The organism is Pelomonas cellulosilytica (assembly GCF_021353265.1).
In the GTDB taxonomy this organism is placed as follows: Bacteria; Pseudomonadota; Gammaproteobacteria; order Burkholderiales; family Burkholderiaceae_C; genus Pelomonas; species Pelomonas cellulosilytica.
In genome coordinates this window covers 325,374-349,420 of sequence record NZ_JAJTWU010000004.1, presented here as the reverse complement: position 1 = coordinate 349,420, position 24,047 = coordinate 325,374, and the positions used below count along the sequence as shown (strand labels likewise).

The following is a 24,047-nucleotide window of genomic DNA, read 5'->3' as shown; positions in this document are numbered from 1 at the left end:
TGCGCGCGTGCGTACGCGCGCCCCGGACGGCTGCCAACCAACGGAGATGGCCATGGCCAAGCGCAAGAACTGGTGGCAGAAGCTTCACAACGGGCTCAAGGGCAAGAGCGATGCCCAGGCGCCGGCGGCGCCATCCAAGCCTGCGGAGCCGCGCGAGAAGCTCGTCTTCGAGCACCTGGAGCCGCGCCTGCTGCTGTCCGACACGCCCATCCCCGTGCCCGCCGCGTTCGGCGCGACGGTGACCGTCAATGCGGTCCACTCCGACGACATCACCGTCAAGCTGGACTACCACGGCGGCTCGCCGCAGATCGTCGTCTGGGACAACGTGGCCAACCTGTCGCTCGGCCAGGCGGCGTTGAACCAGGACGTCAAGGTCAGCATCTCCGGCCTGCCGCTGATCAGTGACAAGGTGAAGGTGGACCTGAGCTACGACGACGGTGCCGCGGGCACTGCAGCGCTGCCGGCCCACGCCGTCATGGTGGAACTCGACGGCGGCAAGGACGTGCCGCTGGTGACCGACGACACGTTGACCTTCGTCCAGGGCAACGGCCCCGATCTCTACAACCCGACCGTCTTCTTCCTGAAGAGCACCGACGACATCGTCTTCGCAAGCAGTTTCACGTCTTCCGGCAAGCTCAATGTCGATTCGGAAGAGGCTGTCACCGCCAGCGGTGTGGCGCTGCAGGCCAGCGACATCTACTTCGGCGTCAACAAGGCCACGACGGACGGCGTGACGCTGCTGGATGGCTTCAACCTGCTGGGCAGCGCTAGCGGTGCGATCAACCTGACCAATACCACGGTGACGGCGGGCGACATCGGCCTGATCGTCAACACCAGCGTCAGCGTCAACACCAACGATTCCAGCTACGCAAGCAATCTGATCAAGGTCGCTTTCGTGCAGACGAGTTCTGACGCACAGATCAACCTCGCCGGCACCACCCACCTCAACGCCACGGCCGGCAAGATCACGCTGGCGTCCAACTCCACCGTCACGGCCAAGGCCACGACGCAGCCGGACGCTAACAGCACGGCCAGCGACAAGGACGCGTCGATCGCGTCCGTCATCGCCAGCAGCGCGGCTGGTGTGACGGTGGGCGGCAGCACGGCGCTCACGGCGACCGGCGCCGTCGTGCTGACGGCCACCAACACGGCCAACGTGGAGGCCGTCGCCGACGGCACGGCCGGCGCCAATGCCAACGGCGCCAAGGGCGGCACGGTTGCCGTCACGCAGCTGGGCGGCGACACCAAGGTCGACGTGACCGACACCGCGGCGCTGTCCGGCAGCGCCGTGAACGCCACCGCGACGACGACGCGGACCGTCCACACGTCCGCCAAGTCCACCGCCGGCGGCGCCACCCAGCCCAGCGGTGGCGGCGCGCAGACGCAAGGCCAGCAGCAGCTCGCCAGCAACAACGCGCAGACCGGCGACGGCCAGCTGAACTTCGCCGCCGCCGTGGCCGTCACGCATGTGGGCGGCGACACGACCGCGCGCCTGGCTGGCGGCAACGTCGCCAGCGCTGGTGCCGTCACCGTCTCGGCGACGTCATCCACCGCCACGGCCGCGGGTGCGGCCGCGTCTACCGAGGCCGACGGCAGCGCCGCCAACGGCAGCCCGGGCGTCGGCGTGGCCGCCGCACTGAGTTTTGCCGACGGCACCACGCGCGCGTCGCTGGGCGACGGCGTCGCGATCACGGCGCCCAGCGCCACCTTCTCGGCCAGCACGACGACGGATGCCAAGTTCGGCGCCATCGCCACGTCCGGCGCCGGCAGCACCAGCGGCGTCGGCGTGGCCGGCTCGCTGGCCCTGCACGTAGGCGTGCTCAAGACCGAGGCCGTGCAGGAGGACGGCAGCACCGCGTCGTCGACCGGCAGCGTCACCTTCAACGCCACCAGCAACACCCACCACCAGGCCCGCGCGCTACCCAAGACGAACGGCGCCACGGGTGAGAGCGTGGGCGTCGGTGCGTCCGTCGCAATCAATGTTGTCGACGAGACGACGCGCGCCCAGGTCGATGCGAACGCCAAGTTCACCGGCACCAGCCTCGCGCAGAACGTCAACGTCACGGGCGACGTCAACACCGAGGCCAAGGGCGGCGCCACCGGCGGCACGGCCGTGGCGCCGGTCGTCGCCGTCACCGTGGTCAACACCGATGCCAAGGTCGGCACGCTGGCCAGCAGCGACGTCACGTTGACCGGTGGCCTGGCGAGCGACGCCAAGAGCGCGCTGAACGTGCTGGCCCAGGGCAATGGCGACGCCGCCGGCAAGACGAACGCCGCGGTCGGCGCGTCTGTCGTCGTCACGCATGTCGCGCCGCTGGTCGAGCTGGCGCTGGACGGCAAGCTGCAGGCAGGTGCCGCCGTGTTGATGACCGGCCGCAACACCGGCACCACGCGCAGCGAGGCCAAGGCCGCCGCGCGCGGTGCCCAGGACAATGGCAAGAACGCCAGTCAGCAGGGTGCCAGCGCCCAGGGCGCAGGCAACACCGCGGCCACCAACAACGGTGCCCGCGGCGCCGCGGGCGGCACGCCCAGCGCCAACACCAGCGACGGCCCTGTCACCGTGGCCGCGGCCATCGCCATCCACCATCTGGGCGCCAACAGCAGCGCCCACATCGGTGACGGCGCCAACATCTCGTCCACCGGCCTCGTCTCCCTGAAGAACGAGACCGATCTCGACGCCGCCGCCGACGCTAGCGGCGTGGCCAGCAAGGGCAGCACCAACGTCGGCGCTGCCGTGGCCATCAACGTGGCCGAGGTGGGCAGCCACGCCCGCTTGGGCAGTGCGACCGTCAGCAGCCAGGGCCTCGCGCTGGGCGCCGGCACCGTCGCCGGCCAGCGTAACGACGCGAGCACGAGCGCCACCTCAGGCGCAGCCACCGGCAACACCAGCGTCGCCGGGTCGTTGGCCATTGGCGTGGGCATCAGCAAGTTCGACGCGACGCTGGCGCCCACTGCCAACGTCAACGCCCATGCCGGCGCCGTCACGCTGGACGCCAACGCCACCACCGGTGACACCGTCAAGGCGCTTCCCGACGGCGGCGGCGCTGTGGCCGAGAACACCGGTGTTGGTGCGTCCGTTGCCATCAACGTGGCCGACCACGTCAGCCGTGCCGAGATTGAGGACGGTGCCAAGCTGTCGCCTGCCGGTGCTGTCACCGTCAGCGCCAAGACCGACTCGGCCATCGCGACCGGCGCCGAAGGCGGTGCCAAAGGCGGCACGGCCGTCGCGCCGGTCGTGGCCGTCACGGTGGCCAACCAGGACGCCCATGCCCGCATCGGCACCGGCACGCTGATCGACGCCAGTGGCGACATCGGCGTCAACGCCGCGCTCGCCAGCGCCAACAACACCAAGGCCGAAGGCAAGGCTGAGGGCAGCAAGGATGCGGCCGTCGGCGCGGCCATCGCCGTCAACATCGAGAACGACAAGAGCCTGGCCACGACCGCGCGCAGCGTCAAGAGCACGGGAGCCATCGGTGTGTCGGCCATCAGCAGCGCCAGCAGCGCGGCGGCAGCCAAGGCCAGCGCCGTCGGGGGCAAGGAGGACGACAGCAACTCCACCGCCGACGACAAGGCCGTTGATGACCAGAACAACGCTGTCCGCAACAGCGGCAACTCGGCCGCCAATGCGGCCGGCGCGCGCAACTCGTCCACGTCTCAGGCTACGCCCAGCGCCCAGGGAACGGGCGGTGGGACGGTCAGCGTGGCCGCGGCCGTGGCCGTCAACGTGGCCCAGGCCACGAGCCGCGCCACCGCCGGTGGCGGCACGCTGACGGCCGGCGGCGCCGTCAGCCTCGACAGCAAGACGGACACCGACGCCAGCGCCACAGCCGACGGCAGCACCCGCGCCAAGGACGCGAGCAACCCCAACGACACCGGCGTGGGCGTCGGCGTGGCCGTCAACGTCGGCATCAACACCAACGAGGCCAAGCTGGCGGGCGATGCCGTCGTTGCCAGCCAGGGCTTCAACGTGCGCGCCGGCATGACGAACGCCGGTACCCACACCAACGCGGCCAGTGCCAAGAGCGGCGCCGGTGGCGCCAAGACCGGCATCGCCGGTGCGCTGGCCGTCAATGTGGCTGTGGACCGCTCGACGGCCGAAGTCGTCACCGGCGCCAGCGTCAACGCCGGAGCAGGCGCCAGCACCATCAGCGCGGACAGCAAGCACGCCGACTCGGCCAGCGCGACGCCGACCGACTCGGGCGTGCAGGCCGATGCGAAGAACACCGGCGTTGGTGCGTCCGTCGCCGTCAACGTGCCCGACGTCATCGCCCGCGGCGAAATCGACGACGGCGCCATCGTTTCCAGCAGCGGCGCGCTGACCGTCAGTGGCAGCTTGGAGAACGCCATCACGACGACGGCCGAGGGCGGCGCCAAGGGCGGCACAGCGGTCGCTCCCGTCGTCGCCGTCACCGTGGCCAACCAGGACGCTGTCGCCCGTATCGGTACGTCGCCGTCCACGACGGCCTCCGGCGGCAACCTCAGCGTCGCCAGCAGCCTCAAGTCCACCAACGCGACCAAGGCGGAAGGCAAGGCCGAGGGCAGCAAGGACGCTGCCGTCGGCGCGGCCGTAGCCGTCAACGTGGAGCTGGACCACAGCACCGCCAGCCTCAACCGCAGCATCAACACCACGGGTACGGTCGGCGTCACGGCGGCCAGCCAGACCGCCAGTACCGCCAGCGCCAAGGCCAGCGCCGTGGGCGGCAAGGAGGACGACAGCAGCTCGTCCAGCGACGACAAGGCCGTCGACGACCAGAACAATGCGGCCCGCGGCACCGGTGACGCGGCGGCTGCCTCTGGCGGCGCCCGCAACTCGTCCACCTCGCAAGCCACGCCGTCCGCGCAGGGTACCGGTGGCGGCACCGTCAGCGTCGCCGCGGCGGCGGCCGTGAACATCGCCTCGAGCACCGCTGCGGCCAGCCTCGGCGGCGGCACGGTCACGGCCAGCGGCGCGGTCAATGTGGGCAGCACCAGCGACGCCGACGCGCAGGCCACCGCGGACGGCTCCACGCGCGCGAAGGACGCCAGCAACCCCAACGACACCGGCGTCGGTGTCGGCGTGGCCGTCAATGTCGGCCTCAACACCAACACCGCCACGGTGGGCACGAGCAGCACGGTCAAGAGCCAGGGCCTCAACGTCACGGCTGGTATGGCGTCGGGCGCTGACGGCAAGCACACGACGGCCGCCACCGCCAAGAGCGGCGCAGGCGGCGCCAAGACCGGCATTGCCGGCGCGCTGGCGGTCAACGTCGCGGTGGACCGCACGACGGCCGAAGTTGCCACCGGTGCCTCGGTCAATGCCGGCACCGGCGCCAGCAGTGTCACGGCCAGGACCGTGCATGCCGACACCGCCAGTGCCACCCCCACCGACTCGGGTGTGCAGGCCGACGCCAAGGATACCGGCGTCGGGGCGTCCGTCGCCGTCAACGTGCCCGACCTGATCGCCCGTGCGGAGGTCAAGGACGGTGCGGCGTTGAGCAGCACCGGCGCGCTCGATGTCAGCGCGACGACCGAGAACACCATCACGACCACCGCCCAGGGCGGCGCCAAGGGCGGCACCGCCGTCGCGCCGGTCGTGGCCGTCACTGTGGCCAACCAGGATGCCATCGCCCGCATCGGCACCGGCGCCGCGACCACGGCCGCCGGCGCCGTCACGGTTGCCAGCAGCCTGAAGTCCAGCAATACGACCAAGGCTGAGGGCAAGGCCGAAGGCAGCAAGGACGCCGCCGTCGGCGCGGCAGTGGCCGTCAACGTCGAGCAGGACCACAGCCGCGCCAGCGTGAACCGCAGCCTGGGCGGCACCACCAGTGTCGGCATCACCGCCGCAAGCGACACCGACTCCACTGCCAGCGCCAAGGCCAGCGCCGTGGGCGGCAAGGAGGACGACAGCAGCACGTCCAGCGACGACAAGGCCGTGGACGACCAGAACACGGCCGTCCGCGGTCTGGGCGACTCGGCCGCGGGCAGCGGCGGCGCCCGCAACTCGTCCACGTCCACGGCCACGCCGTCGGCGCAGGGCACCGGCGGCGGCACCGTCAGCGTGGCCGCCGCGGTGGCGGTCAACATCGCCGACACGACGGCCAGCGCCACGGTCTCCGGTGGCACCATCGCCTCCAGCGGTGCCGTCAGCGTCGGCAGCACGGTCGACGGCGATGCTAAAGCGATCGCCGACGGCAGCACCCGCGCCAAGGATGCGAGCAACCCCAACGACACTGGCGTTGGCGTGGGTGTGGCCGTCAACGTGGGGCTCAGCACCAACGAAGCCCGAGTGCTGGCAGGCAGCACGATCAACAGCCAGGGCCTCAACATCACGGCCGGCATGGCCGCGGCTTCAGGCGATGGCGCCACGCACACGACTGCCGCCGAAGCCAAGAGCGGCGCCGGTGGCGCCAAGACCGGCGTGGCAGGCGCGCTTGCGGTTAACGTCGCGGTGGACCGCACGACGGCCGAGCTGGCCGGCACCGCCAATGCCGGTGCGGGCGTCAGCCGCATCACGGCCAAGAGCACGCACGACGATTCAGCCAAGGCCACGCCCACGGACTCCGGCGTGCAGGCCGATGCCAAGGACACTGGCGTCGGTGCGTCCATCGCCGTCAACGTGGCCGATGGCATCACTCGGGCCGAGGTGCTCGACGGCGCCGCGCTCTCCAGCGCCGGTGCGCTGACGATCTCGTCCGCGCTGCAGAACAACCTCACGACGAATGCCGAGGGCGGCGCCAAGGGTGGCACGGCCGTTGCCCCGGTCGTGTCCGTCACCGTGGCCAACCAGGACTCGATCGCTCGTATCGGCACGTCCGCGGGCACGCTCGCGTCCAGCGGCGACCTCGCCATCACGGCCGACCTGCGCTCCACCAACAACACCACCGCCAAAGGCAAGGCGGAGGGCAGCAAGGACGCCGCTGTCGGCGCATCCGTCGCGGTCAACGTGGAGCTGGACCGCGCCAATGCCGAGCTGGCCCGCTCGGTGACGAGCACCGGCGCGATCAGCGTGGCAGGCACCAGCCAGGTGGCGACCACGGGCAAGGCCGAGGCCAGCGCCGTGGGCGGCGACAAGGACAGCAGCAGCGACAAAGACGGCGTCAACAAGAAGACAGGTGCCGGGCGCGGCCTGGGTGACAGCGTCGCCGGCGCGGGCGGCGCCCGCAACTCCAGCAGCAGCGCGGCCACGCCGTCGGCCGGCGTCGCCAGCACCGATTCCACCAGCGGCGACAGCGGAAAGAGCGAGACCGTCAGCGTCGCCGCTGCCGTGGCCGTCAACGTGACCGACACGACCAGCCGCGCGCTGATCAGTGCCGGCACGATCTCGACGCCGACGAAGAACGTGTCGGTTCAGTCCAGCGCCAATACTGACGTGCAGGCGCTGGCCGATGGCAGCGCCACGACGAACGACGGAGGTGACGCGGTGGGCGCGGCCGTCGCCGTCAACTACGCGGCCGTCACGAATGAGGCGCGTGTCGCGTCTGGCGTCAGCATCACGGCCGATGGCCTGCAGCTGGGCGCGACGATGACCAATGTGAGCGGCGACACGACGCACACGACGCTCGCTAGCGCCAAGAGCGGCGCGGGCGGTGGCGATGTCGGCGTGGCCGGCGCAGTGGCCATCAATATCGTCAACGAAGACACCCAGGCGCAGCTCAGCGGCAACGCTACGCTGGCTGGTGCCGACTCCGGTGGCTCGCTGCAGGCCATCACGCAGTCCACCGCCAGCGACACCGCAATCGCCACGCCCGAGAAGGAAGGCGGCCAGGCCGAGGGCAAGGACACCGGCGTCGGCGCGTCCGTCGCCGTCAGCGTCGTCGACCGCAACCTTGACGCGACGCTGGTCGATGGCGCGCAGGTCGCCGGCAACGTGTCGTCCATGACCGTGTCGTCCACGGCGCAGGACACGATCACCACGCAGGCCGAGAACGGTGCCAAGGGTAAGACCGGCGTCGGCGTGTCTGCCGCAGTCACGGTGGACACCAACAACACCCATGCCTATGCCGGCGCCGCCTCGGGCACGCTGGCCGTGGGAGGCGACATGGCCGTGCGCGCCTTCCGGCTCGATCAGGTCAATGGCTCGGCCAAGGCCGATGCGGCCGGGGCGGACACGGCCGTGGGCGCGTCAGTCGTCGTCACGGTGGTGGATGGCGACGTGAGCGCCGGGCTGGCGCGCAATGTCTCGGCGGGCGGGGCGGCCGATGTGTCCTCGGGCAACACCGTGCTGGCTACCGGCACAGCCAAGGCCAGCGCGTCCGGCAACAGCGCGGGCGGCCGCAGCTCCGACAAGGAAGCCAACAACCAGCTCAACAACAACCCGAACAAAGACAAGTCGCGCGACCTGCCCAAGAGCAACGACCAGGTTGACTCCGCCAACACCAAGACCAGCGGCGAGACCGGCGGCAGCAAGAGCGAAGGCACCGGCGTGGCCGCGGCTATCGTCGTTCAGGTGCTTGTCAGCGACAACACGGCGAGCATCGCAGACGGTGTGAAGCTCACGTCGGGCGGCGCGATGACCGTGGATGCGCAGGCGGACTACAACGTCATCACCCAGGCGATGGGCGATGCCATCGACCTGCAGAAGAAGACCAATGTCGGCGCGGCCGTCGGCGTGGGCGTGACGGACGCCAGCAACACGGCGCAGGTCGGCGCCAATGCTGACCTGCGCGGTGCCTCGGTGCAGATCCGTGCCGACCGGCCGGGCGACAGCGGCGGCCATGAGTTCCGCACGCTTGGTGTTGCCGCTGCGGGCGGCAAGGACACGTCGGTGGCCGGCAGCGTGGCGATCAACGTCGTCACGCTCGACACTGCCGCCACGGTGGGCGCGGGCGCGCAGATCCGCGCCAACGCCGGCAAGCTCGACGTCGTTGCCGACCAGAGCACGCTCGTCCAAGCCGTCGCCGGCGCCGCGGCGCTGAGCACGGGGGGCACCGGCGTCGGTGCTTCTGTGGGCCTGAACATCATCGTCGAGCGCACCAATGCGACCGTGGGCGCGAACGCCCAGCTCGCCGCGCGCGACGCGACCACCATCACGGCCAACGCCCAGGTCGTTCCCGCCACTCTGGACCTGCCCGACCCGCTGCCCGACCTTGCGCTGAGCAACCTCGCCATCTCCGGCGGCATCTCCACCGATGGCGGCGCGGGCGCCGGCTCGGCGGCCGTGAACATCTACACGCTCGACACCATCGCTCGGCTCGAAAACGGCGTGAAGGTCAACGACGCCGCGATGGGCGTGACCGCCGGGGCGGCGCAGGACGTCACCGTCGGCGCCAAGAGCCGCACGGACATCGAAGGCGGCGCTGGCGCGGGCGGCATCTCCATTGGCAATGCCGGCGTGGGCATCGGCTTGGACGTGACCGTGCTGCTCGAGAACACGAAGGCCACGCTGGGCTCTGGCGTGGCCCTAACTGCCGGCCGCGACCTCGCGGTGCGTGCCAGCAGCGACCAGGACATCACCAGCGTTGCCGCCACCGCCGGCGTGTCCACCGACGGCACCGGCGTAGGCGGCAGCGTCACGGTGTACATCGTCACCAACGACACGGAGGCCACGACGGCCGGCGGCGCCGGCTCGGCGCTGCAGGCCGGCGGCGCGATGGCCGTGACGGCCGACGCGCCGTTCGACATCAACCAGGTGGCCGGCGCGCTGGCTTACGGCAACTCGGCAGGCGTCGGCATCTCCAGCACGGTACTGGTCCACAACGACACGGTCCAAGCGCTCGTGGGCCCCAGCACGTCCATCGCTGCCGGTTCTGTCGGTGGCGTCGACGTAGCCGCCACGTCGCACGAGAACCTCGTGACCATTGCCGTGGGCGGTGGCGCGTCCAGCAGCGCCGCGGTGGCCGGTTCGGTCGTTGTCAACGTGCTGAACGAGACGACCAGGGCCCGCATTGACGACAGCTCCACGTTCAGCGTCGGCACGGCGTCCATTTCGACACAGGCAGATCTGAAGGTGAGGGCGGACGATGAGACCCGCATCGTCTCGGTCGCGGGGTCCGTGGCTGCGTCCAGCAGTGTGGGGGTGGGCCTGGGTGCCGTCGTCAACACGATGAACAAGACGACCGAGGCCCGGATGGGGTCGGGCGTCACGGGCCTGGCGGATGGCGACCTCTACGTCACGTCCAAGTCCGACGAAGACATCTCGTCCGTGGCCGCCGGTGTGGCCGCAAGCTCCAGCGTGGGCGTGGCGGCGGACGCCAACGTGCAGGTGCTCAACACCACCACGCGCGCCATCCTCGGGGACGACCCGACCGACGCCAAGGCCAGCGCGGGCGCGGGTGATGTGCATGCGCAGGGCAGCATCGTTGTCGCGGCGGACGAACACACCGAGGCCGACCTGATCACCGGGTCGGTAGCAGCCTCCGGCTCGGCCGGCGTCGGCGCGGCGGCGGGCGTCGTCACGGCGACGAAGAACACCGTGGCCCTCGTGGGTGACGGTGCCAAGGTGACGGCCGACGGCCTGCGCACCGGTCTCACCGTCGAGGATGGCGGCATCGGCGTGGGCTATGCACCGTCGTCGCCGATGAACGCCGGCGGCCTGCCGAATGCGGCCAAGGGTCAGCAGGGCAATGCCGCGGCGTTCGAGGTCGGCACGCCGACCTTTAACTCCAAGGACGGTAAGGGCAACAGCAGCAGCGACCAGAGCTTCACCGGCGACCGCGTCGCCACCCCCAGCACGCGCAGCGGCTTCCAGGGTCTGGCCGTGACGGCGACGAACCGCGACGACATCGAGACCTTCGCCGTGTCGCTGGGCGCCGGCACGGCAGGCATCGGCATCGGCTCGGCGACCAACGTGGTCAGCACGACGACGTCGGCCGGCATCGGAGCGGGCGCCAACGTCAATGCCGACACGAGCGCGGCCGGTGCGGGCCAGAGCGTGCTTGTCGGCGCGGGCGACGACTTCTCGCACGTGGCCCTGGCCGGCGCGCTCGGCTTTGGCACGGTCGGCGTGGCGCCGGGTGTGGACGTGACGGTGCTGACTCACGACACCAACGCCAGCATCGGTGGCAATGCCAGCGTCAAGGCCAAGGACGATGTCGTCGTGCAGGCTGGCAACCAGGACCACCTGCTGCTGATCTCCGCCGGCATTGCGGCCGGCACGGTCGGCGTGGGCGGCGCAGTGAACGTGCTGGTGCTCAACAACCACACGACAGCCACCGTCGGCGCCGCCGCGGCGGTCCAGGCCGGTGGCGATGTTGGCGTGCTGGCCAAGGACGGCACCGACACGACGATGATCGCCGGCGCCATCGGCGCGGGCACCGTGGGCGTCGGTGCGTCCGTCGGCGTCATGAGCATCACGAAGCACACCGATGCCGGCGTGCTGACCGGCGCGTCGGTCGACGCGCTGGGCGCCGGCACCGGCCTGCTGGGCATGCGCGACGGCACTGTCGGACAGAGCGGCATGGGCACGGCCGAACGCCATGGCGTCGTCGTGCAGGCCGACAGCAGCGAGGACTTCTTCCACCTCGATGTGGCAGCAGGTGCCGGCTATGTGGGCGTGGGCGGCGGCGTGGGGGTGTCGCTGCTGGACTCCGACACCACGGCCATCATCGGCGCCAACACCAAGATCAACCGCAACAACGACAACGCCGGCGCAAACGCCAATCAGGGCGTCTACGTCACGGCGGCCAACCGCGCGGGCGGCACGCACTTCACCGGCGCGGTGGCGGGCGGCTTCGTCGGCGTTGGCGGTGCGGTGCAGGTGGGCAGCCTGCGCAACGACACGGCGGCGCGCATCCTCGGCAATGCCGACGTGGCGGCCGCGGGTGACGTGGCCGTCAACGGCCTATCGCGCATCGATCTCGACTCGCTGACGATCTCCGGCGCCGGCGGCTTCGTCGGCGCGGCGGGCGCGGTGACGGTGTGGTCTGTCGGCACGCCGCTGGAGCGCAGCTACCAGAACAGCGACGGCGCGACCGCCGACGGCCTCAGCAAGACGAAGGGCGACAACACGCAGGGCTCGGGGGACAGCGACGCTGCCAAGCAGGCGTCGCTGGCCAAGGGCCAGGTCGGCAGCGTGCTGGGTGGTTTCCAGGGCGGCACGGCGGGCAGCGGGCAGCAGCGCGTGCATGACCGCGCCGGCGCGGCCGGCACGCTGGTCAGCGGCTCGGGGCCGAGCCAGGCTGAGTGGCTGGCCGCCATCAATGCGGCCAACCCCGCCCAGGGCACCGAGGCGACGATCGCCGGCGGCAGCACCGTCACGGCCGGCAAGGCCATCACCGTGAATGCGCAGCAATGGGCGGATGTCGACTTCCTCGTCGGCGCGGTGGGCGCCGGCGCGGGTGGCGTGGGCGCCGGCATCGGCGTGTTCTCCACCGCCTTCAACACCAACGCGAATGCCGGCGGCACGTACACCGCTGGTGGCAAGTTCACCGTGTCATCGCGGCTGGACAGCACCGTCGACGCGACTGCCTTCGCCGGCGGCGCCGGCTTCGTGGGCCTCGGCGCGGCCGTGTCCGTGCTGAGCGACCACAGCTACAACCAGGCCGGCCTGGGCGACAACGCCCGCGTGAAGGCCGCGTCCAGCGTGGACGTCACGGCCGTTTCCAATCGCACCATCCACCTCGACACGGCGCAGGGCACGGCGGGCGCCGTGGCGGCCGGCGCATCGTTCACGCGCCTGACGAGCGATGGCCAGGTCAGCGCCGACGTGAACTCCGGCGCCCGCATCGGCCAGAACGCCGGCCAGACGGTCGGTGCACTGCACGTCAGCGCCACGGCCGACTTCGACACCTACGCCCACACGCTGGCCTTCTCGGTCGGCGCAGTGGCCATCAGCGCCAACTTCGCGTTCGCGGACGTGAAGCCCACGCTGCGCGCCTCGGTCGGTGACGCCTCCCTCATCAAGACCACCGGCGAAGCCACGGTTGAGGCACTGTCCACCGGCAAGGCCGACGCCAACGTGCTGACCGTCACCGGCGGTGCCGGCGCGACCGGCGTGAGCCTGTCGTCCGCCACGTTCTCGCCCACGGTGCAGGCGCTTTTCGGCGCCACGGCAGTGCTCAATGCCGGTGGCCTGATCCGCGTGCAGGCCCGCAACAACCACGACGGCAGCAAGGCGCTGTCCAACAAGGGCGCGTGGGCCACGTCCACGGCCCCGGGCTTCGGCGGCTTCAGCGGCAACGGCGCGGTGCCGACTGCGGAGGCCAATGGCAACGTCAAGGCCAGCGTCGGCTCCGGCTCGCTCGTCAGCGCGGGCGGCCGTGTGGACGTGCTTGCCTACAACAATAACGAGGCCCAGGCCGAGGCGCTGACGGTGGCCATCGGCGGAGCGACCGTGGGCGTCAGCATCGGCAATGCCCGCGCCAATGGCGATACCGCGGCCGAACTGCTCGGCGGCGTCGGGTCATCGACTGACCTGACCGTGCGCGCCCAGGCCCGCAACCTGGCGGACTCCGAATCCGGCGCGTCCAGCGGCGGCGTCGTTGGTGTCAATGGCGCCACCAGCACTGCGCGGGCCAACGGCAATGTGCAGACCACCGTGGGCGTGGCGGCGCAGGACGCGACGCTGAACGCCAGCGGCAGCATCGTCATCGAATCCCGTTCCAGCAATGACGCGACGGCCAACACCAAGGGCCTGTCGCTGGGCATTGCCGGCGCGGCCGGCATCATGGCCGCCAGCGCCGAGGCCTCGCCCGACGTGCGCTCTACCGTCACCGGCAACACCTCGCTTGTCTCGGGCGGCGGCGTGCGCATCGGTGCTTACCACAACCGGGGCGGCGAGGACGTGCGCGCTACGGCCGACGCGGCCACCGCCGGCCTGGGCCTCGCGGCGTCGGGCGCCATCGTCAACGCCAAAAGCCAGGGCGGCGCCCAGGCGCTGGTGGGCAACAACACCGCCATTGCCGGTGGCAGCGGGGCCGTGGTCGTCGAGGGTCTGTCCAGCAACACGGCCGTCGCCACCGGCGACGCGATCTCGGCTTCGATCGGCGTCGGCGCCGGTGCGGTGGTGGCCAACGCCACCACCGGCGGCACCACGGGCGCCGTTAGCGGCGCCGATGTGACCGGCACGAGCTATGCCGTGCTGGCCCATGCCGATCAGAACGCCGATGGCCATGCCCAGGCCGCCGCAGGCGGTGTGTTCGCCGGCGCTTCCGGCGCGGTGGGCACCAGCACCGTCACGCCGACGGTGAATGCGGGTATCGGTGACGGCGCTCAGGTCAGCGTCAGCGGGCCGGTCTCCGTGGTCGCCGAAACGAACGCGGACTCCGACGGCACGGCGCAAGGCATTGCGGTTTCGGGGCTCGGCGCGCTCGGCCTCAGCAGCGCCAGCGCCAACCTCAGTCCGACGATGACGAACCGCATCGGTACGGGCGCCAGCCTCAGTGCCACCGGCGCGGGTTCGGACGTGACCATCGCCACGCGCGTCAACGACGGCACGAACAAGGCCGGCGGCGCCACCGCACTGGCCACCGCCGGCTCCGGCGGTGCGCTGGTGGCCGGCAGCGGCACGGCCGCGACCGCTGAAACCCACTACAACGTGCTGCAGAGCTCCGGCACCGGCGTTACGCTGAACGCGGGGCGCGACCTCAATGTCGGCCTGCAGCTGGGCAACCATGTCGACTCCACCGCCAACAGCGACACGATCGGCGGCCTGGCCATCGGTGGCGCCGTGGCGAGCAGCACCGTCGATGGCAGTGCGGTCAGCAACTTCACGAGCGCCAGCGGCATCATCGGGCGCAACCTGAACGCCCTCGGCACGTCGGACCAGCTCGCCACCAGCACCTCACGTGCCGCGGGCGGCGGCCTGGCGTCGGGCCAGTTCAACAAGACGACCGCCAGCTTCACGCCCACCATGGGCGTTGACCTGGGCAGCGGCACGATGACCGTGGGCGGCAACGCCACCGTGCAGATGCTGTCCACGGCTGACACGACGGCCAGCACCATCGGCCGTGCGCTGAGCGTGACCGGAAGCATCGGCTCGTCCTTCGCCGAGGCCACGATGAGCCCGGGCGTATTTGCCCGCACCGGCAACCAGCAGCTCTCGGCCAGCGGCACGGTGCTTGTGGAGGCCCGTCACAACCATGACGGCGCGGCGCCCACCGGGCTCGACACCACCGCCACGGCACTCGCCTCGGCCGGCGGCGGCCTCGTCGGCGGCACGGGCGCCTCGGCATCGGCGAGCGCGGCGGCGAATGTCGACGCCACGGTGGGCGCGGGCAGCAAGCTCACCGCCGGCGGCACGGTCAAGGTGCTGGCCGATGCGGCCAACCTGGCGACCACCACCACGTCCGGCCTGGGCGCCGGCGGGCTCATCGGCGTCGGCAAGTCCAGCAGCGAGGCGCTCGTCGGCGGCGGCACCACGGCCGACCTGCGTGGCGGCGTGGGCGGCGGGACGTCCATCTCCGTCGTCGCGCAGGGCAAGAACAACGCGCTCGCCACGGCCAGCGCATCCGGCGCCGCCGGGCTGGCCGGCGTCAGCGGCGGCAGCGCCACGGCCCGCTCCAACAGCGGCGTGACGGCCGGCCTGGGAGATGACGGCGTTGCCAGCGCCAGCACGACGACGGGCGCGGTCCTTGTCGACGCGATCTCCAGCGCCGACGCCGACGCCCAGGGCCGTGCGTTCTCGTTCGGCTTCGCCGGCGCGGCCGGCCTCATGAATGCCACCAGCGAGGTCAGCCCCAACGTCAAGGCCGAAGTGCGTGGCACCACCGGCGTCAGCGGTAACGGCATTACCGTGCGGGCGCGTCACAACCAGCAGGGCGAGAACAGCACGGCCATGGCCGACGCGGCTGGCGCCGGCGCTGGCGTGGCCGTCGGCGGTGCCAGCGCCGACGCGACGGCCGCCGCCAACACGCAGGCGCTGACCGGCAACGGCACCAGCTTCAATGCTGGTGGCGGCAGCGTGCTGGTGCAGGCCAATGCAGTCAACAACGTCGTCGGCACCGGCAAGTCGGCCGATGCCAGCCTGGGCATCTCGGTGGGCGTCGTGTCGGCATCCGCCCGCTCGGGTGGCATCACCGAAGCCACCAGCGGCGCCGACGTGCAGTCGGCCAGCACGCTGAACGTGCTGTCGAACGCGACGCAGATCGGCAACGCCACGGCGCGGGGTGCCACTGGCGGCCTGCTGGCGGCGGGTACGGGGACGTCAGTGACGACGACCGTCAACCCCGACGTACGCGCGGGCCTGGGCGACGGCGCCGTCATCGACGTGGCCGGCGGCATCAACGTCGGCGGCACGGCCACGACCGATGCCGACGGCACCGCCACCGGCGTGGCCATCTCGGCCGGCGCGTCGCTGGGCCTGTCCAAGGCCGATGTGACGCTGGCGCCGACGATGACGATGCGCGTCGGCAACGGCGTCAGCGCCACGACTCACTCGGCAAACACGGGCGACATCAACTTCTCGCTGACGCACAACGGCGGCAGCACCACCGCGGGCGGCGCCACCGCGACGGCTTTTGCCGGTGCCGGCGGCCTTGTCGCCGGCGGCGGCGCCGAGGCGAACTCGACGCTGAACTACGGCCTCAACGCGACGACGGGCACGGGCGTCACGCTGAACTCGGCACGTAGCGTGGCGTTCACGACCACGACCGGCGCGCATGTCGAGTCCGACGGTGATGCCCGCGGCTTCGGCCTCGTGGGCGCCGGTGGCGGCGCGGTGTCCAACACCAGCGTCGGCGGCACGGTGAACCAGACGCTGGGCGCCGTCAGCGGCACGCAGGGCATCGACTTCAAGGTCGAGACCGTGGCTAACCACGTCGTCGACGCGACCTCGTACGCCTCGGCGCTGGGCCTGCTGGGCAGCGGCCAGGTCAACTCTGCCAATGCCACCTTCTCGCCCACGCTGACCGCCAACCTGGGCGGCGGCGGCTCGATCAACGTAGGCCGCGACCTGATCGTCAACGCCTTGTCCACCGCCGACACCACGGCCACCGCCCGCGGGTCGGCCACGACCGGCGGCATCGGTTTTGGCGGCTCGTTCGCGACCGCGACGATGAGCCCCAGCATCAATGCGTTGACCGCCAACGAGACGGCCAGCGTCGGGCGGAACATCAGCATCCGGGCCAGCCACAACCATGACGGCGCCGGGTCCACCGGCGGCGACACCGTGGCGCTGGCGCGCAGCTCGTCGGGTTCGTTGCTGCTCAGCGCGGCTGGTGCGGCGGCGACGGCCAACGCCAATGCCGCGACGACGGCGCGCAGCGGCGCCGGCAGCGTGCTGACGGCGGGCGGCTCGCTCGCCATACACGCCGACGCGGCCAACGTCAGCCACACCGAGACGTCCGGCCTGTCGATCAGCCTGGTCGTGTCGGCCGGCAAGTCGGTCGCCGTGTCCAATGCCAATGGCTCGACCGCGGCCGAGATTGCCGGCGGTTCGGGCGGCAGCAGCGGCGTCGACGTGCGCGCGCTCGGCCACAACTACGCTGACGCCCAGGCCAACGCCTCGGGCGGCGGCCTCGTGGCCGGCGTCAACAGCGGCGACGCGACCGCCCGCTCCAACGGCAGCGTGACGGCGGGCGCCGGCAATGCCACCACGCCCAGCACCGTCAACAGCTCGGGCTCGATCAACATCCTGGCGCTGTCCGAAGCCGATGCCAACGCGCAGGCCCGCGGCCTGTCGGTCGGCCTGGGCCTGGCCATCGGCGTCATGAATGCCAACGCGCAGGTGACGCCCACGGTGACCAACCTCGTGCAGGGGACGACGACGCTGAGCGGTCAGGGCGTCAACATCCTGGCGCAGCACAACCAGGGCGCTCAGAACGCCCGCGCCAAGGCGGACAGCGCCGGCTTCGGCGGCGTCGCCGGGTCGGGCGCGAACGCCACTGCCACCTCGGGTGCCGCCACCAGCATCACCACCGGGGTCAACGCGGCGCTGAACGGCAACGGCGGCATCGTCCGCGTGCAGGCGCTGGCCAACAACAACGTCACCGCAGACGGCACGGCAGCCGGTGTCGGCGCGGCCGCCTTCGGCGCGATGTCGGCCAGCGCCACCTCTGCCGGATCGACCGGCGCCACCAGTGCCGCCAAGGTCAACGGTGCTGGCCTTGTCATCGAGGCGACGGCTCACCAGACGTCCAATGCCAACAGCTCGGCGGCGGCCGGCGGCCTCGTCGCCGCGGGCTCGGGCGCCACGGCCAATAGCGCCGTCACGCCTACCGTCTCGGCCGGTATCGGCGCCGGCGCGGTCATCGACGTCGACGGCAGCGTGGACGTCGGCGCCAATGCGTTCACGACAGCCACCGGCATTGCCGACGGCGTGCAGTTCGCCGGGGGCGTCGGCGCGGGCGGATCGATCGCCAACGTGGACATCAACCCGACGATGGCGGTGAACGTGGGCAACAACGCCCGCGTCACGACCCACGGCGCCAAGGGCGACGTGCGCCTGGCGCTGAACCTGAACCAGGGCGACCCGGACGCCGGCAAGGCCACGGCGCGCGCCGCGGCCAGCGCCGGCTCCGGCGTGATCTCGCTGGCGGGCAGCAACGCCGCCGCCGATGCGGTGACGAACCTGAGTAACACCACCGGCTCGGGCGTTGTGTTCAACACGTCCGGCGGCGTGCGCTTCGATACCCAGGCCGGCCTGACGGTCGATGCCCTCGGCGACAGCCTGAATGCGGCCATCGGCGGTGCCGGCGGCGTGGCCAAGTCCAACGCCACCATTGGTGGCACGACGAACGCCACCACCGGAGCCATATCCGGCACGGTGGGCGGCGACCTTGTTGTCAGCACGACAAGCAACTACGTGTCGAAGTCGTTGTCGAACGCCACGGCGCTGAGCCTGCTCGGCGCGGGTGGCGTGAACAGCGCCAACGCGGAAGTCACGCCGACGATCAACGTCGGCATCGGCTCGGGCGGCTCCATCACGGCCGGCCGTGACGTCATCATCAACAACATCTCCACCGGCGATGCGGATGCCAAGACCAAGGGCACCAGCGTGTCGTCCGGTACGTTCACGGGTTCCGAAGCGACGGCACGGGTCCGGCCTGACATGGACACCACCGTGGGTGCGGCCGACGTCCAGGCCGGCCGCAACTTCACGGTGCTGGCCAGCCACAACCACAACGGCGCGGGTGCCAGCGGACAGGATGCGCACGCCTATGCCAACGCGTCCGGTGGGGGCTTCCTGTTCAGCGGCATCGGCGCCAGCAGCGTCGCGCAGTCGTCGGCCGACATGACCACCACGCTGGGTGGCGCGGGCAGCGACCTGGGCTCAGGCAGTGGCGATTTCACGGTCACGACGCGTTCCGGCAACATCGCCGGCGCCGAGGGCTATGGCCTGTCCGTCGGCGGCCTTCTGGGCAAGGGCAATGTGCGGGCCGATGGCATCGCCGGCGGCGCGCTGACCAACGCCCAGAACAACACCTACACCAGCGACGGTCAGAGCACGACGATCGCCGCCGGCACGGGCATCTCGGCCGGCGGCAACGTCGCCATCGACAACATCAGCGACCAGGGCGCCACGGCCGATACCACCGCGCCGGCCGGCGGCCTCGTGGGCGTGGCGGCCAACGACTCCAACGCCATCGTCGCCCGCAACCTCAGCACCTCGATGCTGGGCAGCGGTATCACCGCCGGCGGCAACATCCTGATCGGCGGCGCCACCAGCGGCGGCGCACGCGCCACGTCCGACGCCGACTCCTTCGGCCTCGTCTCCGTCGGCAAGGCGCTGGCCAATGCGACGGTCACGCCGACCGTGGCCACGTCGGTGGGCGGTGTGCTGGATGCCGGTGGCCGCATCACCATTCGTGCGCAGCACGACGGCTCGCAGGGTGCCGAAGCCACCGGTGAAGCGGGCGGCGCCAGCGGCTTCGCGAGCATCAATGGCGCGGAGACGCATGCGACCACGGCCGCCAACATCAGTGCTGCGATCCGGGACGGCGCCTCCGTCAATGCCGACGGCGGCACGGAAGTGCTGTCCGCGGTGTCGGACAAGGCCAGCTCGCGCGCCGATGGCGAGGCTTACTCCTTTGGCGTGGCGGTGGGCTCCACCGATGCCACGGCCGACGCCAACTCCAGCAGCCGAGCCTCGGTCGGCAATGCGCAGATCACCGGCGCCAGCCTGACGATCGATGCCTCCGGTGGCGGCCGCGGTGCCGCCACGGCACTGGCGACGACCGGCGGCCTTCTCGTGGCCGGCAGCGGCGCCGCGCCGGTCGTGACCGTCACGCCGGTGATCAAGGCCGAGCTGGGCGAGAACGCGAACGTCGATGTGGGCGGCAATGTCGCGTTGCGCGCCCACGGCAATGCCGAGGGTGACGGTGTGGCCGATGGCAGCACCTTCGCGGGTCTGGGCTCCAGTGCCACCGCCAAGGCGACCATCAACGTCACCCCGACCGTGCAGGCCACCGTCCAGTCCGGCGCGCATGTCAAGGCCGGCGGCAGCGTCGAGCTGTTGGCCACACAGGGCCAGGCGGTCAGCACCGGCGACACGACGTTCGGCGCCGGCAGCGTCAACACGACCACCAACGTCGTCACCCTCAACGGTGAACACGGCCTCAAGACCGGCGACACGGTCACCTACAGCATCGGCGTGGATGGGAATGCGCCCGTCGGCGGGCTGGTGGATGGCCGCAACTACCAGGTCATCGTGCAGTCGCCCACCGCCGTCAAGCTCGGCTCGGTGTTCGGCGCGTCCACCGTGGACGCCACGCGCGACGAGATCAAGTTCAACGTCGAGCACGGCTTCAGCAATGGCCAGCGCGTGATCTACCACAGCGCCGGCAATCCGCCTATCAGCGGCCTCGTCGACGGCCAGGCCTATTTCGTGCGCGTCATCGATGCGCAGACGATCAAGCTCGCCAACAGCGCCTCGGCGGCGCTGGCCGCTCCGCGTTCCTTCGTCAGCAGCGACGTCAACGCATCGACCGACCGCATCACGCTCGGCGGCCATGGCTTCGTCGACGGCCAGGCCGTCACCTATCGCACGGCCGGTGCGGAGCAGTTCGAGGGCTCGGCTGTCGAAGCCGATGGCGCTGACGTCATCACGATCAACAACCACGGCTTCAACACCGGCGACCAGGTCAAGTACAGCCTGCGCGACCTCGTCATCGAGACCCCCAACAAGCCGCCGGCGGCGATCACCGGCCTGGCGGCGGATGGAACGTACTACGTCATCCGTGTCGACGCCAACCACATCAAGCTCGCCGCGAACCCGACGAACGCCAGCAACGGCACCGCCATCGACATCAGCAACACCGCGGAGTCGGCGGCCAGTGGCCACATCCTGACCCGCGTCGGCGCGGCGCCGCTGTCCGGCCTGACGAGCGGCAATACCTACTACGTCAAGGTCGTCGACGCCGACACCTTCCAGCTGTCGGCCACGCCGGGCGGCGCGGCCATCGACATCGGCGCGGGCGGCGGCAAGCACACGATCGGCGTGGAGGGCATCGAGCTGTCCGGCGCCAGCACGACCGGCCAGCACCAGCTCGAGGTCGACATCACCGGCACGGGTACCGGCACCGGCCACCAGTTGCTGGGGGCGGGTGGCGCGCTGCAGCTCGTCAGCAGCGTGGCGGGCAACGGCGTCTCCAGCGCTGAGACAAAGGGCGCCTCCGGCGCGCTGTTCGGCACCAAGACCGGCTCCGACGCCGAGGTGAACATCCTGACGAACGTGCGCGCCAACGTGGGCGACAAGGCGACCGTGCAGGCGGGCGGCGACATCACGCAGACGGCGTTCTCCGCCGCCAACGGGGCGGGCACGGCCGGTGCGGTCGGCGGTGCGTTCATCGCTGTCGGCAATTCGGAGGCCAACGTCAACGCGACGCAGACGGTGCAAGCCAATGCCGGCAATGGCGCCAAGCTGACGGCAGGCGGCTCCATCAGCCTGCAGTCCACCAGCACGCAAAACGGCACCATCAGCGCCAACTCGAAGGGCGGCGGCTTCATCAATTCGTCGCAGGTCTCTGGAAAGGTCCAGCTCAACCACAGCACCACCGCTGGCGTGGGCGAAGGCGGCAGCCTTGTGGCGGCGCGCAATGTGGACGTTAAGGCCGAGTCCAAGTTCGACGGCGACGTCTACGGCAAGGCGTCCAGCGGCGGCCTGGGGGCCGACTCCGATGCCGACATGACCTGGCAGGTCGGCAGCGCCGGCAACTTCCAGCAGACAGCGGTGAACGTCGGCAACAACGCGACGGTCAAGGCAGGCGACGACATCACGCTCGACGCGTCCATGACGCGCGCCAAGACCAGCGTGACGGCCGATGCCTATTCCGCCGCTGCTGGCGCCAACCCGGATTCGCACGCCTACACGCGCATGTACTCCGATGCGGTGGTCAACGTCCGCTCGGGCGCGCTCGTCAGCTCGCTGGAAAACATCTATCTCCATGCGTTGCATACGGGCATGAATGCCTATTCGCGCTCCGAGGGCGAGGCGGATGCGGCCGGCGGCGACACCGACGTCGACCTGATCATCGAGCACCGCCTCAATACGCTTGTCAACGCCGAAGCCGGCGCGACCTTCGAGACGCACGCGCTCGACGTGCGCGCCGAACGCGGCTCCTACTCCACCGGATACCGGCTCGTGCAGGACGGCGCCTGGGTCGACACGGGCGACGCCAACCTTGGTACGCCGCACAGCTACAACCAGCACATCGACTTCAATGCCGATGCGCGGTTGTCCTCAGGCCCCAACCCACTGCTCCTCGTCGATGCCGCCGGCAACATCGTCACGGCCGAGAACGTGTCGTTCAGCAACACGCTGAGCACCATCACGGTGAACGACATTCTCAACAAGAGCATCGGCACGGCCTACTTCCGCGCCAACGGCGTGTTCGACCCGCTTCACGCCGACATCCAGCAAGGCCGCATCACCGGCACGCAGTCGACCTTCACGTTCATCCACACCTTCGGCCGGATCACGCTGACCAACGAGTCGCCCAAGGACCTGCGGATCAACAACATCGCGCCTGTGGACCAATCCGAGACGCCGCGCGTCACGCTCGATGTCGACAATGTCAGCGGCACGCCGACCGACTCCACGCCGTTCCAGTTCAACATCAAGCACAGCTACGGCCCGACCGAGCTGCTGATCCGCAACACCAACACCAGCGCCGGGTCGGACATCCAGCTCAACGGTGTCATCGACAACCCGCTGGGCTCCACGCTGATTGCCGCCGTGGGCGGCAGCATCGTGCCGTTCAGCGCCGGCGCGCTGGTGCGCACCAACACGGCTTCGCTGAGTGCCGGCGGCACCATCGGCCTGGCCAACCAGCGCCTGGAGCTGGAGCTGGTCCAGAGCCTCGGCCGCGACGCCACGCTCAGCAGCAGCTCCGGCGGCAGCACCTTCCTCGGCATGCGCGGCCTGCAGCGCGACCCCAGCGCCCTTGACTTCACGCTGAGCCTGGGCAACCTGTCCGCCGGCGGCGAGCTGAACCTGCTGCTGCGGGAGGCCAAACGGCAGGTCAACGTCAACGGCGTGCCGCCCGCCTATCAGGTCAAGGTCCGCGTGATTTCCGCGAGCATCGGCACCGACCTCGGCATCACCAGCTGGGTCCGGCATTTCCGGCCCGATCAGTCGGGCGGTGCGATCGTCGACTTCCCCGTCGGCTTCTTCGGCACGGGCAATCAAGCGCTCAATTCCACGACCTCTATCGGCAAGCTCGATGCAGGCACCCACCTGTCGGTCGTCGCCGAGACACCGGCGCAGCGCATGGACCTTCTCCAGCGCAACAGCTGGATCGGCAACGGCAACGTCACCGTGCGCACGAACGGCAACGTCACGCTGCCGAGCACGGTGCAGGCCATCACGGGCAACCTGTCGGTCCAGAGCCTGAACAACTCCGTCTATGCCGACCACCTCGTGGCCGGCGGCGCCGGCACCGTCACTGCCGCACTCGACATCTCCAACGTGCTGGCGAACTACGCCCGCACCTGGATCAACCTCTACACCAACAACCTGCTGACCGCCGGTGGCGCGGCCCAGCTCAACGCCGGCCGCAACATCTTCTTGCCGCGCATCGTGCAGGGCGGCAGCGATGTGGGCGTCACCGCCGGCCAGCAGGTGCTGGCGCCGGCGTCGATCTGGTCACAGAACGCCGACGTGCGCATCACGAGCACGTCCGGCTCAGTACAGGTGGACCATGTCGTCGCCGGCAGCGACGTTGTCATCACCGCCACGCAGGGCACGATCTCCA

Annotated in this window: 1 protein-coding gene (only partly in view); it reads left to right on the top strand. The window is 70.7% G+C overall.

Annotation, left to right across the window (positions count from 1 at the left end; translation table 11 throughout):
- Positions 1-52: 52 nt before the first annotated feature.
- The coding region annotated (locus LXT13_RS12400) for an Ig-like domain-containing protein (RefSeq protein ID WP_233372240.1) crosses the window boundary (this coding region is incomplete at its 3' end): on the top strand, positions 53-24,047 show 23,995 of its 42,356 nt. Its footprint extends 18,361 nt past the window's final position.